Genomic DNA, 15856 nt, shown 5'->3' with positions numbered 1-15856 from the left:
GGCTTGGCGTGTAGTTTGTACGACCTAGGCGTACTCCACCCTCGCCGCTAAATTGGGGAACTCGTTCTGCATGTCGTCCAGTAGCCATGGCCGCATTTCAGCAGGCGTTGGACGATAGCCCTCTGAACCCTATATTTCTACCGAGGGATGTTTACGGACTGCGCAGCGAGCCCATCGCGCAGGGACATAAGAAATGGCAGCCTCGGCTGCCATTTTTGTGCCTGGGACCTGTCCCAGGCTTGCACTTTTGCGACTGCCGTATCAGTCTGCAGTAGGCGGCACATAGCCGACGGCCGCATCGGCGCCTTCGCCAAAGAAATGGTTTTCCATCTGGCGGGCCAGGTACTGGCGGGCGCGCTGGTCGGCCAGGTTCAGGCGGTTTTCATTGACCAGCATGGTCTGGTGCTTGAGCCAGCCAGCCCAGGCTTCCTTGCTCACGTTTTCCCACAGGCGCTTGCCCAGCTCACCAGGGTAGGGGGGAAAGTCGAGGCCCTCGGCTTCTTTGTGCAGTTTGACGCAGTTGACCATACGTGCCATGGGAGATGCTTCCTTCGTTGGGTTGACGCTGTTGCACTGGCAGGGTGCTTGCCCGATGCTGCCGCAGTCTGCGGGCGGTTGCCCAGCATGGCCTGCTTTGCCCGCACCACCAACCAGGGTTGGGGCGCTGGCGAGCTTCCTGCCTTGCCAGCCCCGAAACCGGGCCTGGCAGATGCGTTTTCGCGTCTTGTTAATAAGTTTCAGTCATAAAAAACTGAATTAATAGTAGTTTGAGTTTTTATGGCCGCGTTTCAGAATGTGTTCAAGCCTAACAAGCCCTACGACTTTTGCCATTCTGAAAGTGTTCCATGCAACAACGCCGCCACTTTATCAAGTTTCCGATAGCCGCAGCCGCAGTCGCGTCTCTGATGGCGCTGGCACCCGCAGTTTTTAGCGGCGCAGCCCATGCCCAGGCACCAGCACCGGTGACCTTGCTCAACGTGTCCTACGACCCGACCCGTGAGCTGTACAACCAGTTCAACCAGGCCTTTGCCAAGCACTGGAAGGACACGACCGGCCAGACCGTGACCATCAAGCAGTCGCATGGCGGCTCAGGCAAGCAGGCGCGCGCCATCATCGATGGCATCGAAGCCGATGTGGCCACCTTGGCGCTGGCCGGTGACATCGATGCGCTGAACAAGCACGGCCAGCTGGTGCCGGCCGATTGGCAAAAGCGCCTGCCGCTCAACAGCGCGCCTTACACCTCGACCATTGTGTTCCTGGTCAAAAAGGGCAATCCCAAGGGCATCAAGGACTGGGGCGATCTGATCAAGCCCGATGTGAAGGTGATCACCCCCAACCCCAAGACCAGCGGCGGCGCGCGCTGGAACTACCTGGCCGCCTGGGAATTTGGTAAACGCACTTACGGCGGTGAAGCCGGTGCCAAGGACTACATCAGCAAGCTGTTCAAGAATGTGCCGATTCTCGATACCGGCGCGCGCGGCTCGACCGTGACCTTTGTGCAGCGCGGCCAGGGCGATGTGCTGCTGGCCTGGGAAAACGAGGCCTACCTGGCATTGAAGGAGTTTGGCCCCGAGAAGTTCGAGATCGTCACGCCTTCGCTGTCGATCCTGGCCGAACCCACCGTGACTGTCGTCGACAAGGTGGTGGACAAGCGCGGCACGCGCAAGATTGCCGATGCCTACCTGCAGTACCTGTACTCGGACGAAGGCCAAGACATTGCCGGCCGCAACTTCTACCGCCCCACCGCCGAAGCGGCCAAGGCCAAGTACGCCAGCCAGTTCGCGACGCTCAAACTCTTCACCATCGATGAGGCCTTTGGCGGCTGGACCAAGGCCGACGCTGCGCACTTTGCCGATGGCGGCAGCTTTGACCAGATCTACACCAAGAAATAAGCAAGGACGCTGAACCGGCCGCCGGGTACCCCCTGGCGGTTGGGTCCAAGAAGGTGAATGTTATGAATTTTCAGCAACTGCGGGCCGTGCGTGAAGCCGCCCGCAATGGCTACAACCTGACCGAGGTGGCGCATGTGCTCTACACCTCGCAGCCAGGCGTGAGCCGCCAGATCCGCGAGTTGGAAGACGAGCTGGGCGTAGACATCTTTATCCGCGCTGGCAAGCGGCTGACCGGGCTGACCCCACCGGGCGAGGCCATTTTGCCGATTGTGGACCGCTTGCTGCTGGAGTCCGAAAACCTGCGCCGCGCCGGTGCCGATTTTCATGCCAGCCGCAGCGGCCAGCTGAGCATTGCCGCCACCCACTCGCAGGCACGCTATGCGCTGCCGCTGGTGGTGCGCGATTTTCGCGAGCAGTTTCCCGATGTGGCCCTGCACCTGCACCAGGGCTCGCCCCGCCAGGTCGCCGAGATGCTGCTGAGCGGCGCGGCCGATATCGGTGTGGCCACCGAGGCGCTCACCGGCTATGCAAGCTTGGCGACCCTGCCGGGCTACCGCTGGACCCACTCGGTGGTCGTGCCCCCGGGCCACCCCTTGCTGGCCCAGCAAGAGGCTGGACGGCCATTGACCCTGCAGTCGCTGGTGCGCTTTCCGATCATCACCTATGAGCAGGGCTATACCGGCCGCTCGCACATCGATGAGTCGTTTGCCGCCGCCGAGGTCACGCCCAATGTGGTGCTGACCGCCATGGATGCGGACGTGATCAAGACCTATGTCGAGCTGGGCATGGGCATCGGCATTGTGGCTTCGATCGCCTTTGACGAGGAGCGCGACCGCAACCTGCGCGCCATCGACGCGGGCCATTTGTTCAAGGTCAACACCACGCGCATTGCGCTGCGCAAGGGCGTGTGGCTGCGTGCCTATGCGCTGCAGTTCATCGAGAGCTTTGTGCCGACCTTGAAGCGCGAGGTGGTGTTGCAGGCCGTGTCGGCCACCGCACCGGATGAGGCATCTGTGCAGGCCGCCGCGCAGAAAGCAGCCTGAGTGATCTGCGGGGTATAGAAACTATTACTTCGATAAGCGCACGCTATGATGCACGTTTTTAACGTGTAGATGAGGAGATAGCGAATGCGCAAAACTTTGATGCTCACGGGTCTGGTTGCAGCCATGGCCTTGGCCGGTTGCAAGACCATGGACGCGGGCAACCTGGGCGGTCTGATGGATTCGGGCTCCACGGCGATGAAGGCCATGACACTGACCGATGGCGATGTCGTGGCCTTGTCCAATGAGTCCTGCGCCGCGCTGGACAAGCAAAACAAGCTCGCGCCTGCGAACAACAAGTACAGCCAGCGTCTGGCCAAGGTCGTCGCCAATATGCCGCAAGAGGTGGAAGGCAAGAAGGCTGACTACAAGGTCTACCTGACCAGCGATGTGAACGCCTGGGCAATGGCCAATGGCTGCATCCGCGTCTACAGCGGACTGATGGACCTGATGAACGACGACGAACTGCGCGGCGTGATCGGCCATGAAATCGGCCACGTGGCGCTGGGCCACAGCAAGCGCCGCATGCAGACGGCCTATGCGACATCGGCCGCACGCCAGATTGCTGCGAGCAGCGGCAATGCCACCTTGGCATCGCTGTCGAGCTCGCAAGCGGGCGAGCTGGGTGAAAAGTTTATCCATGCGCAGTTCTCGCAGGCCAATGAGTCTGCCGCCGACAACTACTCCTTTGACCTGCTCACCAAGCAAAAGATGGAGCGCAAGGGCCTTGTCACCGCGTTCCAGAAGCTCGCCAAGCTGAGCGGCGGCAGCGGCAACTCGCTGATGGATTCGCACCCACCGTCGGACGCCCGCGCCAAGGCGATGCAGGCGCGGCTGGACAGCGGCAAGTAAGCCGTCGATAGCCCAAGAGGGGACTGGTGCGGTGCATGCCGCCGCGCCAGTCCCTTTTTTTTGCGCTCGGCTCCTTTGTCGGCGCCGACCTTCTGTGCTTGGGTGACGCCGCCGCAGTGCACGGGCTGCTATGCTGGCTGCCTCATTCAAAGAGGTGTTATGCAGTTACTGTTGTTGAGCAACTCACGCGCCCCCGATGGCGGCTACCTGACCTTTTGCCGCGAAGCGCTGGCCCTTCAGATGAACGGCGTGCAAAAGGCGCTGTTTGTGCCCTTTGCGGGTGTGACGCTCAGTTGGAATGACTACACCGCGCAGGTGCAGGATGCCATTGCGCATACAGGCGTGCAGCTGGTGGGCGCGCACCAGGACAATGCCCTGGACCAGTTCTTGACCGGGGATATCCAGGCGATCATCGTCGGTGGCGGCAATACCTTCCAGCTGCTGGCCCAATGCCGCAAGCGGGGCTGGCTGGTGCGCATCGGTGATGCGGTGCGCTCGGGCCGCATGTCGTATACCGGTTGGAGTGCAGGGGCCAATCTGGCGGGCCTGACGATCAACACCACCAATGACATGCCCATCGTCGACCCGCAGGGCTTTGGCGCGCTGGGCCTGGTGCCGTTTTGCATCAATCCGCACTACCACAACAGCCTGCCGCCCGGCCACCAGGGAGAGACGCGCGACCAGCGCCTGGCGGAGTTCCTGGTCGCCAACCCGGACAAGCAGGTAGTGGCTCTGCCCGAAGGCAGCTGGCTGCGCGTGCAGGGTGGCCAGATCGAAGTGGCAGGGCAGTTTGCGGCCAAGCGCTTTGCGGCGGGCAAGCCGGTGGAAGACTTGCCCGTGGGGACTGCGCTGGCGCTTTAAGGCTTGGTTAGACGCGTTCGAAGATGGCGGCAATGCCCTGGCCGCCGCCAATGCACATGGTGACCAGCGCATAGCGGCCGCCGGTGCGGTGCAGCTCATGGATCGCCTTGACGGTGATGATCGCGCCGGTCGCGCCAATCGGGTGGCCTAGCGAGATGCCCGAACCATTGGGGTTGACCTTGGCAGGGTCCGCGCCCAGGCCCTTGGTCACTGCGCAGGCTTGCGCGGCAAAGGCTTCATTGGCCTCGATGACATCCATCTGGTCCAGCTTGAGGCCGGTCTTGGCCAGCACGGCCTTGGACGCGGGCACGGGGCCAATGCCCATGATCTTGGGATCGACCCCTGCATGGGCATAGCCCACCAAACGGGCCAGCGGCTTGGCTCCGCGCGCCTTGGCGGCGGCCGCTTCCATCAGCACCACCGCCGCTGCGGCGTCGTTGATGCCCGAGGCGTTGGCGGCGGTGACCGTGCCGTCTTCCTTGATAAATACGGGCTTCATCTTCTGGAAGTCTTCGATCTTGGCGCCGGCGCGGAAGTGCTCGTCCTTGTCAAAGCTGATATTGCCCTTCTTGCTTTTAAGGATGACCGGCACGATCTGGCCGGCAAAGCGGTTCTCGGCCCAGGCCTGCTCGGCGCGCTGGTGGCTGCTCAAGGCCAGTTGGTCCTGGTCATCGCGGCTGATGCCAAATTCCTTGGCCACGTTCTCAGCGGTTACGCCCATGTGGATGTTGTGGAAGGGGTCGTGCAGCGCGCCGGTCATCATGTCGATCATCTTGAAATCGCCCATGCGTGCACCCCAGCGGCTGGTGGTGCTGGCGTAGGGCGCGCGGCTCATGTTCTCGGCGCCGGCGCCAATCGCCACGTCATAGTCGCCGAGCAAAATGCCCTGGCTGGCGGTCACAATCGCCTGCAGGCCCGAGCCGCAGAGGCGGTTGACATTCATCGCCGGCGTCTCCTGCGGGCAGCCGCCCTGGATGGCGGCCACGCGGCTCAGGTACATGTCCTTGGGTTCCGTGTTGACCACGTGGCCGAAGACCACATGGCCCACGTCCTTGCCTTCAATGCCGGCGCGGGCCAGCGACTCCTTGACGACCAGCGCACCCAGCTCGGTCGGTGGAACATCCTTGAGGCTGCCGCCAAAGGTGCCGATGGCAGTGCGCACGGCGCTGCAGACAAGTACTTCACGGGACATGGAAAGGTCTCCTGTTTAGGTTGGAATGGGCATGCAAATGTTGCCTTGCAGCATTATTGCCAGCCAGGCGGCCCATGTGCAAACCGCAGGCGGCCAGCGCGCACCTTGGTGACAGTCCATGCCGGACATGGACTGCGCTACACGCCGTGGTTCAAGGCTCGCGCACGTCGGCGATCACGTTCTGGCCAAAGTCGGCGCGGTCCAGCCAGCCCAGTACCTTGGCAGCGGCTTCTGCCGGGCTGCTGAGTTTGCCGCCCTCATGCAGGCCCTTGAAGTTGCCCACATCGGGGAAGGCGCCCGCATCGGCAGTGCGCAGCTGCACCTGCATGTCGGTATCGATCACGCCGGGTGCGAGCGAGACAATCTTGGCGCCATGGGGCTTGTGGGCTTCTTCCAGCGCCACGCAGCGTGCATAGGCATCCATGCCGGCCTTGGCGGTGCAGTAGGCGGCCTGCGATGCCATCGGGCGGCGGCCCAGGCCGGACGAGACATTGAGCACTTTCTTGGGCACGGTCCAGCTGTCGGTCGCACCCAGAAACACCCCCGTCAGCGCCATCGGCGCCTCCAGCCCCACGCGCAGCGCATTGCGCAGGTCGGGTGTGGCCAGGTCGGACAGCGGCGCGATCTGCGGAATCACGCCGGCGTTGTTGATCAAGGTGATGCTGGCCCAGTCGCTGGCCTGGAGGCTGCGCAGCCAGTCGCCCAGGCGCTGGGCGGCGGCATCGGTATCGCCCAGGTCCTGCTCCCACTGGATGAGCTGGTCCGGCGATGGAGCGGCAGCGGCCAGCGCGCTGGAGCTGCGGCGCGCAATGCTCAGCACGGTATGGCCCTTGGCCAGAAGTTGCTGGCCCATGGCCAGGCCCATGCCGCGCGAGCCGCCGGTGAGGATGGTGAGGTGTTTGGTGGTCATAACCTGCTATCGTAACGGCAGTTGGGCCTGGGCGTTACGGCGTTTTTCCCGGTGGCCTGCACAAGCGCGGCGGCTTGGTTAGGATGGGCAGCTTTGGAATCACAAAGACAAAGGAAGCACAGCATGAACCAACCCAAAGTAGCCATCGTGATCGCCGGTGGATCCGGCATGGGCGCAGCGGCAGCACGCCAGTTGCACCAGGCCGGTTATGCGCTGGGGATTATGTCGTCCTCGGGCAAGGGTGAGGCGCTGGCCCAGGAGCTGGGCGGAGTGGGCGTGACGGGCTCCAACCAGAATGTGGCCGACATGCAAAAGCTGGTGGATGCGGTGATGGCGCGCTATGGCCGCATCGATGTGCTGGTCAATGGTGCCGGCCACGGCCCCAAGGGCGATCTGCTGTCGATCAGCGATGAGGACTGGATCAAGGGCCTGGAGGTGTACTTTCTGAACGTGGTGCGCGCCACGCGCCTGGTTGCGCCCATTATGCAAAAGCAGGGCGGCGGCGCCATCATCAATATTTCGTCGGCCTGGGCGTTTGAGCCGGCAGCGCTGTTCCCTACCTCTGCCATGGCACGCTCCGGGCTGGCGGCCTTCACCAAGATCTTCTGCGACGAATACGGCAAGCACAACATCCGCATGAACAATGTGCTGCCCGGCTGGATCGACAGCCTGCCCAAGAAGGACGAGCGCCAGGCAGCGGTGCCACTGCAGCGCTACGGCAAGGCCGACGAGATTGGCGCCACCGTGGCCTTTTTGGCCTCCGAGGGGGCGGCCTATATCACCGGCCAGAACATCCGCGTGGATGGCGGCCTGATGCGCCACGTTTAAGACGATCCGGCCGTTCCAGCACGGCCGTTAGAAATCAGCCGCCAGCCGGCAGTCCAGCCACTGGCCGGTCACCGGGTGGGCAAAACCCAGCTGCTGCGCCTGCAGCAGCAGGCGTGGCGCCATCGCCTGCACTGCGGCGCTGGCATAGAGGCCATCACCCAGCATTGCATGGCCGATGGCCTGCATATGCAGGCGCAGCTGGTGGGTGCGACCGGTCAGCGGCTCCAGCCACAGGCGCGTGCTGCCGGCAGGGATGGCGGGCAGGGCGGCCGCTTCCTCCGCATTCATCGCCCGCCACCAGGTCTGGCTGGGCTTGCCCATCTCCCCATCCACCCGCTGCAAAGGGCGGCGCTCCCAGTCGGCGATCAGTGGCAGATCGACCAGGCTCCAGCGGTGGCCATCCTGCGGCATCGCGGCATGCAGCGCATGGCTGGGTGGCAGCGGTTGTGCAGCGGGGCTGCCGCAGACGACGGCGGTATAGCGCTTGCGCACGGCGCGGGCCGCAAAGGCATCGCCCAGCGCACGCTGCACGGCCAGGCTGCGCGCCATCACCACCAGGCCCGAGGTGGGCTGGTCCAGCCGGTGCACCACCAGCGCATCGGGCCATTGCTGCTGGGCCCGGGCGCTCAGGCAGTCCTGCTTGTCTTCTCCCCGGCCGGGGACGCACAACAGGCCCGATGGCTTGTTCAGCACCAGCAGGTGTTCGTCGATGTAGTCGGGGATCAGCATGGGGAAGGGGGTGAGAGCGCAGCGCCCGATTCTAAGTGCTGCAGCCTAGGTGACAGCGCGCGCTGCGCACCGCGCGCGCCTGCCTGTACTGTATGCCTCGTCATAAGCTGCAGGCATTTGCTCATGCAGCCCGCTGGCAGTGCGGGTTGCTACGATGCCCTTTGCCGCGCGCACGCGCTATAAAAACAGATGCATGCCGGTGGTGGTATGTGCAGCCTTGACTGTGCGCCGCCACTGGCCATACCACAAGGAGACCCAATGCTAGGCCTGATGCAAAAGCAGCAACTGCTGACCTCCAACCTGCTGGAGTTTGCGGAGCGTTACCACCGCGATACCGAAATCGTCTCGCGCCGAGTGGAAGGTGATATCCACCGCTACACCTATGGCGATTTTGCGCAGCGCTCACGGCAACTGGCGCAGACCCTGGATGGCATGGGGCTGGCAGCGGGCACGCGCGTGGCGAGCCTGGCCTGGAATGGCTACCGCCATATGGAGCTGTACTACGGCGTGGGCGGATCGGGCCGGGTCATCCATACCCTGAACCCCAGGCTGCACCCGGACCAGGTGGTCTGGATCGTCAACCATGCCGAAGACGAGGTGCTGTGCTTTGACAGCTGCTTCCTGCCTATCGTGCAAGCCATCCACGCGCGCTGCCCGACGGTGCGCCAATGGGTGGCGCTCTGCGATGCCGACCAGTTGCCTGCCGATGCCGGCATCCCGGGCCTGGTTGCCTACGAGGCCTGGATTGCGGCTGCCGACGGCGCCTACCAGTGGCCCGAGTTTGACGAAAACACCGCTTGCGGCATGTGCTACACCAGCGGCACCACGGGCAACCCCAAGGCGGTGCTGTACTCGCACCGCAGCACCGTCTTGCATGCCTATGGCGCCTCGCTGCCCGATGTGATGGATATCTCCTCGCGCGATGTGGTGCTGCCGGTCGTACCGATGTTCCACGTCAACGCCTGGGGCCTGCCGTTTTCCGGGCCGCTCAATGGTGCCAAGCTGGTGTTTCCCGGCCCGGCGCTCGATGGCCCCTCGGTCTACGCGCTGATGGAGGCGGAAAAGGTGACCTTTGCCGCCGGCGTACCCACCGTCTGGCAGATGCTGCTGAGCCATGTGCAAAGCCAGGGCCTGCGCTTTAGCAGCCTGCAGCGCACCATCATTGGCGGCTCGGCCTGCCCGCCAGCGATGATCAAGACCTTCCAGGAAGACTATGGCGTCACCGTGCTGCATGCCTGGGGCATGACCGAGCTCAGCCCGTTGGGCACCGTCTGCACCTTGAAGCACAAGCACCTGGAGCTGCCGGCCGACACCCAGGCGCAGCTGCTGGCCAAGCAGGGCCGGGTCATCTTTGGCGTGGACATGAAGATCGTTGGCGACGATGGCCAGGACCAGCCCTGGGATGGCAAGACCTATGGCGACCTGCTGGTGCGCGGCCCCTGGGTGGTGGCCGACTACTACCGCAGCGAGGGCGCCTCGCCGCTGGTCACTGATGCGCAGGGGCGCGACTGGTTTCCCACTGGTGACGTGGCCACCATCGATGCCGATGGCTTTATGCAGATCACCGACCGCAGCAAGGATGTGATCAAGTCCGGCGGTGAATGGATCAGCTCCATCGATATCGAGAACATTGCGATGGCGCACCCGGCCGTCGCGATGGCTGCCTGCGTGGGCATGCCCCATCCCAAGTGGGACGAGCGGCCGGTGGTGTTTGTCGCGCTCAAGAAGGGCGCCGCTGTCAGCGAGCAGGACTTGCTCGCCTTCTACCAGGGCAAGATGGCCAAGTGGCAGATCCCCGATGCCGTGATCTTTGTGGAGGCCATTCCGCTGGGCGCCACCGGCAAGATGCTCAAGACCCGGCTGCGCGAGCAGTTCAAGGACTATGTGCTGCCGGCTTGACGGCCCCTTTGAATAATTCGCTGAACCCCTTTTCCAGGCATACCAGGAGGCCTTTGCATGACGCGCAAGATTGGGCAATTATTGGATTTGACCGGCAAGACGGCCCTGATCACCGGCGGCTCACGTGGCCTGGGGCTGCAGCTGGCCCACGCGCTGGGTGAGGCCGGTGCCAAGGTGGTGGTGACCAGCCGCAAGGCCAGTGAGCTGGAGGCCGCGGTGGCGGAGCTGAGCGGCGCAGGCATCGATGCGCGCTGGATCGCCGCCGACTGCGCGGTCGACAGCGAGATCGAGCGCCTGGCCATCGAGGTGCTCGAACGCGTGGGCGATGTGGACATTTTGGTCAACAACGCCGGTGCCAGCTGGGGGGCGCCGGCAGAAGACCATCCGGCCGCTGCCTGGGACAAGGTGATGAACCTGAATGTGCGTGGCTATTTTCTGCTGTCGCAGCAGCTGGCCAAGCGCTGCATGATTGCGCGCCGGCAGGGCGCCATCATCAACCTGGCATCGATTGCCGGGCTGGGCGGCAACCCGGTGGGCATGAAAACCATCGCCTACAACACCAGCAAGGGCGCGGTCATCAACTTCACCCGCGCGCTCGCTGCCGAATGGGGGCATTACGGCATCCGCGTCAATGCCATTGCGCCGGGTTTTTTCCGCACCAAGATGGCCACTGGCCTGATTGACCAGATCGGCGAGGATGCGATGACGGCCGGCGTGCCGCTGGGGCGCCTGGGCGGGGATGATGATTTGAAGGGCGCTGCGGTACTGCTGGCCAGCGATGCCGGCAAACACATCACTGGCCAATGCCTGGCCGTTGATGGCGGCGTCAGCATCGTCACGGCAGGCTGACGCGGACAGCTTGACCCGGTCCCGGAAATTTAAAGGGCTGCCCTTAATGGGCAGCCCGCTTTCCCTGTATCAGCTGTGGTCCGTCTGCGCCAGGTAGAACCACTCGCGGTTCACGGCGGCATCGGGCTGGGGGAAGATCACGCAGCCATCGAAGGGCGCCAGAATCTGGCTGCCATCGGCGCGGGTCGCGAGCAGGTCACCCTGGCTGAACGGATCAAAGTTCTGCCACTCCTTTTGCATGCGGTCATCGGCGCTTTGGCGCATGAACACCTGGCGCATATGGTGGGTGGTGTACTGGGCGACGGGCTCGACGGTCACATCGGCCATCTCCAGCAGGGCCAGCACGCCAGCGATGCAGCGGTCGGCCACCTCGATGGCCTGGGGCTCTTCGTGTGAGCCCGATTCCACGGTGATCGCGTAGCCCCCCCGGCTGCGCATGAACTCATTGGTGCCGATGCCATGCTCGGGACGAATCGCGCCGCCGCTGGCCTTGACGGCTTGCTCATACACCTCCAGCCAGCCTTGCACGATGACGGGCAGGCCCACGGCCTTGGCAAAGGCCTCTTCCTCTTGCTGGCGGGCAAAGGGCTCCAGCGTGCCAGTGTTGTTGAGCGGGCCGGTCATCGCAAAGGCCCGGCCTTCGCCGCTGTAGGAGTGCAGATCGAGCAGCGCATCATGGCTCTCCAGCAGCGGTGCCAGTGCATTGACCATATGGTCTTCAAAGTTCTGCGGCTTGGCCTGGGGCACAAAGTTGCGGTTGAGGTTGCGGTCACCTTCGCGCTCGTTCTTGATAAAGGCCTTGGGGTTGGCCACGGGCACCATGGTGAGGCGCCCGCGCTTGAGGCGCACCTGGCCGGATTCAAAGCGCTCGATCCAGCGGCGGATCGCATGCGTGCCACTTTGCTCATTGCCATGCACGGCGCCAAAGATCAGCAGCGAGGGGCCCGGCACGGCGGACGCCCAGCCATAGCTGCGCAGCGCAGCCGGTTGCTCGGCAGAAGGGCTGTGGTCCTGTTGCGGGATATGGAAGCGAGAGACGGTCATTGCAGTTTTCCGGTGTGATGGCCTGCCAGCCCGGGCCGCTGCGTCACAAGCCTTGCATCCCGCCAGGGGCTGTCGCACCAGAGCAGGGCGCAAGGTTTATACCCACAACCGTGGGGCAGGGGGCGGCGTGTGCCATTGGCCCCAGCGCGTGGGTGCCAGCAGCCATCCTACCGCATAGTGCGCTGCAGGCGGCCGATTCTGCTATCAATTTTGATACGCAAAGCAACGGTTACCTGGCCAGCGCGGTGCGCCGGGCAGCCAAAAACGAAAAAGGCTGCCGAGGCAGCCTTTGCGAGAGCGTGGGCCATTTAGCCCAGCACGCTTATGCGGCGCGGGTGAACACCAGGTCCCAGACACCATGGCCCAGACGCAAGCCCCGGTTTTCGAACTTGGTCAGCGGGCGGTACTCGGGCTGCGGCGCGTAGCCGTCGGCCGTGTTCTTCAGCTCGGGGTTGGCCGAGAGCACCTCGAGCATCTGCTCGGCATAGGGCTGCCAGTCGGTGGCGCAGTGGATATAGCCACCGGGCTTCAAATGGGCGACGAGCTGGGCCACAAACGGCGCCTGGATCAGGCGGCGCTTGTTGTGCTTTTTCTTGTGCCAGGGATCAGGGAAGAACACATGGATGCCGTCGAGCGAGCCCGGCTGCAGCATGTTCTCCAGCACTTCCACGGCGTCGTGCTGGAAGATGCGGATATTGGTGATGTCCTGCTCGCCAATGCGCTTGAGCAGCGCGCCCACGCCCGGCTCATGCACTTCGCAGCACAGAAAGTTGTCGTCCGGGCGAACGCGGGCGATGTGCGCGGTGGCCTCACCCATGCCAAAGCCGATTTCCAAAATCACCTTGGCCTGGCGGCCAAAGGCTGCTTCGGCATTGAAGGCCTCGCCGGTGTAGGGCAGTACATAGCGGGTGCCCAGCGTCTCAAAGGCCTTGGCCTGTCCGGTGGTGGTGCGGCCTGCGCGGCGCACGTAGGAGCGGATGGTCTTGGGATGGGCCACATCCGCAGGCGCATGGCCGGGCGCACTGCTGGCATCGCGTGCGTTGGTGATGATGGGCTCGGGCACGGGGCCAGCAGCAGGCGTCGAAGAAGATTGCATGGTCATGGAGGTGCCGCTCAGCACAAGCGGCAGGGGTGGCGCTTGCCCGGCAAGGGGCGCTGGGCCGCGTCAAAAAAGGGGCTATTGTAGATTTTTCCAGTCTGCAATGGCAAAACGCTGGGCAATCGCCGTGTGCGCCCGCTGCCATCTGGCTGCAAAGTCGCTGCCTATAATGCCTTTTTCAATGTGACGTCTGTCGTGATTGCAGGTCTGTGTGCGACAGGAAACACGGGGTAGGGGCTCGGGAGCGCAGCATGCGCCTGGCCGCTTTCTGCCCCATGGGTTCCGGTATGGGCCTGCCTTTGCGCCAGCATCTGGAGCAGCATGGACATCCTTTCGTCGTTGGAGCCGATCGTGCGCGACCTCATTGCGCCGGCGGCCGCGCATACCGATAGCCAGGCGGTCTACCCGCGCCAGGCGCTGCAGGCCTTGGGTAGCCAGGGGCTGCTGGGCCTCATCAGTGCCGCTGATGTAGGGGGCATGGGCGCAGGCCTGCACGATGCGGTACAAGTGGTGGAACGCATTGCCCAGGACTGCCCCTGCACGGCCATGGTGCTGACCATGCACTACTGCGGCGTGGCGCTGATCGAGCCTTTTGCGGCCGAGGACACGCGCCGCGCCATTGCCCAGGGCCGCCATATCACCACCTTGGCGGTGTCCGAGACCGGCTCGCGCAGCCATATCTGGGCGCCCACCGGTACCGCCGCTGCGCAGGGCCAGGGCGCGGTGCTGCTCAATGCCCACAAAAGCATGATCACCTCGGCGGGTGAGGCCGATTCCTATGTCTGGATCTCCCGGGCGAGCACGGGCGAGGGCAATACGCTGTGGCTGGTCGACAGCCGCCTGCCCGGGCTGCAGATTCCGTCGCGCTTTGATGGCATGGGGCTGCGCGGCAATGCCTCGTCTCCCATCATCGCCCAGGATGTGGCTGTGCCGCTGGCCTGCCGCTTGGGCGAGGATGGCCAGGGCGAGGACCTCAAGGCGCGCTACCTGATGCCGTATTTCCCTACCTTGATCGCGACCACGTCGGTCGGCCTGATGCAAGGGGTGCTGCGCCGCGCGCTGCAGCATGTGGCCACCACCCGCTTTGCCGAAAACGGCAGCGGCCTGGCCGACCTGCCGACCATCCGGGCTTACCTCGCCAAGGCCCAGCTCAAGGCCGACCAGGCCCGCTTGCTGCGCGATGACGCCGTGCAAGCGGTACTGGCCGGGCGGCCCGATGCCAAGACCCGGCTGCTGCAATGCAAGGCCGCTGCGGCCGAGGCGGCGCTGGAGGTGAGCGATACGGCGATGCGCGTCTGCGGCGGCGCGGCCTTCCGCAAGGACCTGGGCATTGAGCGGCTGTTCCGCGATGCCCGCGCGGCCTCGGTGATGGCGCCCACCACCGATGTGATCTATGACCTGCTGGGCAAGGCGCTGTGCGACGCTGCAGCCTGAGCCCCTGTGACCAATCAACCGGAGATATACGCATTCATGACCGCTTCCTACACCACCCTCAAGATGGGCGCCGTGGCCTATGCGCCCAAGGTCATCACCATCTGGGAGGGCTTCAAGGCCCACTTCATCGAGCAAGGCCTGTACTTTGACTATGTGCTGTATTCCAACTACGAGTCGCTCACAGAGGCGCTGATGGATGGCACGGTGCAACTGGCCTGGAACTCGCCGCTCGCCTTTGTGCGCGCCGAGCTGATGGCGCGGGCCGCCGGCCAGCAGGTGCGATCGATCGCGATGCGTGACACCGACATGGATGTGCAGTCGCTGCTGGTGGTACGCGCAGACAGCCCCGTCCAGACCCTGGCCGACCTGCGCGGCCAGACCCTGGGCTTTGGCGCCATTGATTCGCCCCAGGCCACCTTGATTCCGCTGGACCACCTGCGCCAGCACGGCCTGCTGGCGGGCCAGGATTTTCAGGCGCGCCGCTTTGATGTGCTGGGCGGCAAGCATGGCGACCATATTGGTGGCGAGCGCCTGGCGGCCAAGGCCATGGTGGCCGGTGAGATTGCGGCGTCCTGGATGGTTGCCAAGAACTACCTGGCCTTTGCCGCCGAAGGGACCCTGCCTGCAGGCGCCACGCGCGTGCTCGACACCTCGCAGCCTTTTGACCACTGCAATATGACCGCCGGCCCGAGCATCAGCGCTGCCGATGCGGCGCGCTTTACCGAGATTTTGCTGGCCATGTCCTGGGATGACCCGCTGATTCGCCCCTTGCTGGAGTTGGAAGGCCTCAAGGTCTGGCATCCCGGCCGCGCTTCGGGCTATGTGCCCTTGTCCCGTGCGGTGCGCGATGAGCGCTTCTACGATGACGCGGGCCGCATCCTGGCGGCGGACTACCGGTACTGAGGCCCATGGAAAAACCGCCAGCCCCCTGCAGCAGTACGTGCCCTGCAAGCCCAGGCCAGACCGACCCCGCGAGCATGCCGCTGGTTGATTTGGGCCGGCTGGGCTTTGATGCCGGTGCGCACCTGCTGGTCAAGCACGGCCTGGCCGCTGTCGCCGTGGGCGAATCCATCCGGGTGAGCGGCCAGGCGGCGGGCTGGCAGGCGCAGTTGGCCGCCTGGTGCCAGGCCCAGGGCCATGCGCTGCAAACGGCAACGGGCTGGCTGCGGCAGCCGGCCTTGCTGGTGCGGCGGGGCAGTGCCCAAGCCGGCCGCTGGCGCCACGCGG

At 64.3% G+C, this 15856-nt stretch carries 15 protein-coding genes and 1 pseudogene; 10 read left to right on the top strand and 6 right to left on the bottom strand.

Translation table 11 applies throughout. From position 1 onward, the window contains the following. Positions 1 to 261: 261 nt before the first annotated feature. The gene (locus WH303_RS23475) at positions 262 to 537 is read right to left on the bottom strand and encodes an oxidative damage protection protein (protein WP_027010457.1); all 276 of its coding nucleotides are present in this window, start codon (positions 535 to 537) and stop codon (positions 262 to 264) included. Between the two features lie 308 nt (positions 538 to 845). Here WH303_RS23475 and WH303_RS23470 point away from each other — a divergent pair, with 308 nt between their 5' ends. From WH303_RS23470 to pepE, 4 genes are all read left to right on the top strand, one after another. Beyond that, positions 846 to 1892, top strand: a complete 1047-nt coding sequence (locus WH303_RS23470) for a sulfate ABC transporter substrate-binding protein (protein ID WP_133856087.1) — start codon at positions 846 to 848, stop codon at positions 1890 to 1892. Between the two features lie 62 nt (positions 1893 to 1954). Continuing rightward, the gene (locus WH303_RS23465) at positions 1955 to 2935 is read left to right on the top strand and encodes a CysB family HTH-type transcriptional regulator (protein WP_021025080.1); all 981 of its coding nucleotides are present in this window, start codon (positions 1955 to 1957) and stop codon (positions 2933 to 2935) included. An 84-nt stretch (positions 2936 to 3019) separates the two neighbouring features. Then, positions 3020 to 3784, top strand: a complete 765-nt coding sequence (locus WH303_RS23460; protein ID WP_021025079.1) for a M48 family metallopeptidase — start codon at positions 3020 to 3022, stop codon at positions 3782 to 3784. Between the two features lie 159 nt (positions 3785 to 3943). After that, on the top strand, positions 3944 to 4645 hold the full coding sequence (gene pepE / locus WH303_RS23455) for a dipeptidase PepE (protein WP_339521286.1): 702 nt from the start codon (positions 3944 to 3946) through the stop codon (positions 4643 to 4645). A 7-nt stretch (positions 4646 to 4652) separates the two neighbouring features. Here pepE and bktB read toward each other — a convergent pair whose 3' ends face one another. Together bktB and WH303_RS23445 are read right to left on the bottom strand one after the other, a co-directional pair. Continuing rightward, on the bottom strand, positions 4653 to 5837 hold the full coding sequence (bktB, locus tag WH303_RS23450) for a beta-ketothiolase BktB (protein WP_339521285.1): 1185 nt from the start codon (positions 5835 to 5837) through the stop codon (positions 4653 to 4655). A gap of 151 nt (positions 5838 to 5988) precedes the next feature. Further along, the gene (locus WH303_RS23445; protein WP_339521284.1) at positions 5989 to 6747 is read right to left on the bottom strand and encodes an SDR family NAD(P)-dependent oxidoreductase; all 759 of its coding nucleotides are present in this window, start codon (positions 6745 to 6747) and stop codon (positions 5989 to 5991) included. 123 nt (positions 6748 to 6870) lie between these two features. Between WH303_RS23445 and WH303_RS23440 the strand changes: the two genes are divergently transcribed. Next, on the top strand, positions 6871 to 7575 hold the full coding sequence (locus tag WH303_RS23440) for an SDR family oxidoreductase (protein ID WP_021025075.1): 705 nt from the start codon (positions 6871 to 6873) through the stop codon (positions 7573 to 7575). Positions 7576 to 7602: 27 nt separating this feature from the next. Here WH303_RS23440 and WH303_RS23435 read toward each other — a convergent pair whose 3' ends face one another. Further along, positions 7603 to 8304, bottom strand: a complete 702-nt coding sequence (locus tag WH303_RS23435) for a pseudouridine synthase (protein WP_339521283.1) — start codon at positions 8302 to 8304, stop codon at positions 7603 to 7605. A gap of 258 nt (positions 8305 to 8562) precedes the next feature. Here WH303_RS23435 and WH303_RS23430 point away from each other — a divergent pair, with 258 nt between their 5' ends. Together WH303_RS23430 and WH303_RS23425 are read left to right on the top strand one after the other, a co-directional pair. After that, on the top strand, positions 8563 to 10203 hold the full coding sequence (locus WH303_RS23430) for a 3-(methylthio)propionyl-CoA ligase (protein ID WP_339521282.1): 1641 nt from the start codon (positions 8563 to 8565) through the stop codon (positions 10201 to 10203). A 57-nt stretch (positions 10204 to 10260) separates the two neighbouring features. Continuing rightward, the gene (locus tag WH303_RS23425) at positions 10261 to 11052 is read left to right on the top strand and encodes an SDR family oxidoreductase (protein WP_339521281.1); all 792 of its coding nucleotides are present in this window, start codon (positions 10261 to 10263) and stop codon (positions 11050 to 11052) included. A gap of 69 nt (positions 11053 to 11121) precedes the next feature. On the opposite strand, the gene WH303_RS23420 is transcribed toward WH303_RS23425, so the two are convergent. Continuing rightward, entirely contained in the window at positions 11122 to 12096 is a 975-nt protein-coding gene (locus WH303_RS23420; RefSeq protein WP_339521280.1) for a succinylglutamate desuccinylase/aspartoacylase family protein, read from the bottom strand. Between the two features lie 322 nt (positions 12097 to 12418). Then, positions 12419 to 13192 (bottom strand): tRNA (guanosine(46)-N7)-methyltransferase TrmB, encoded by a 774-nt coding sequence (trmB, locus tag WH303_RS23415; protein ID WP_409515695.1) that lies wholly within the window; start codon positions 13190 to 13192, stop codon positions 12419 to 12421. Positions 13193 to 13516: 324 nt separating this feature from the next. Here trmB and WH303_RS23410 point away from each other — a divergent pair, with 324 nt between their 5' ends. The 3 genes and pseudogenes from WH303_RS23410 to WH303_RS23400 form a co-directional block, all read left to right on the top strand. Next, a complete protein-coding gene (locus WH303_RS23410) occupies positions 13517 to 14629 on the top strand; it encodes an acyl-CoA dehydrogenase family protein (RefSeq protein ID WP_339521279.1) in 1113 nt (370 codons plus the stop codon). Between the two features lie 36 nt (positions 14630 to 14665). Next, on the top strand, positions 14666 to 15532 hold the full coding sequence (locus WH303_RS23405; protein ID WP_339521278.1) for a phosphate/phosphite/phosphonate ABC transporter substrate-binding protein: 867 nt from the start codon (positions 14666 to 14668) through the stop codon (positions 15530 to 15532). Positions 15533 to 15606: 74 nt separating this feature from the next. Next, positions 15607 to 15856, top strand: a pseudogene (locus WH303_RS23400) (ferritin-like domain-containing protein); the annotation flags it as partial.

Source organism: Comamonas sp. MYb69, from assembly GCF_037479315.1.
Classification (GTDB): domain Bacteria; phylum Pseudomonadota; class Gammaproteobacteria; order Burkholderiales; family Burkholderiaceae_C; genus Comamonas.
Note: the sequence above shows the minus strand (reverse complement) of the source record. Positions and strands in the feature narration are given on the sequence as shown.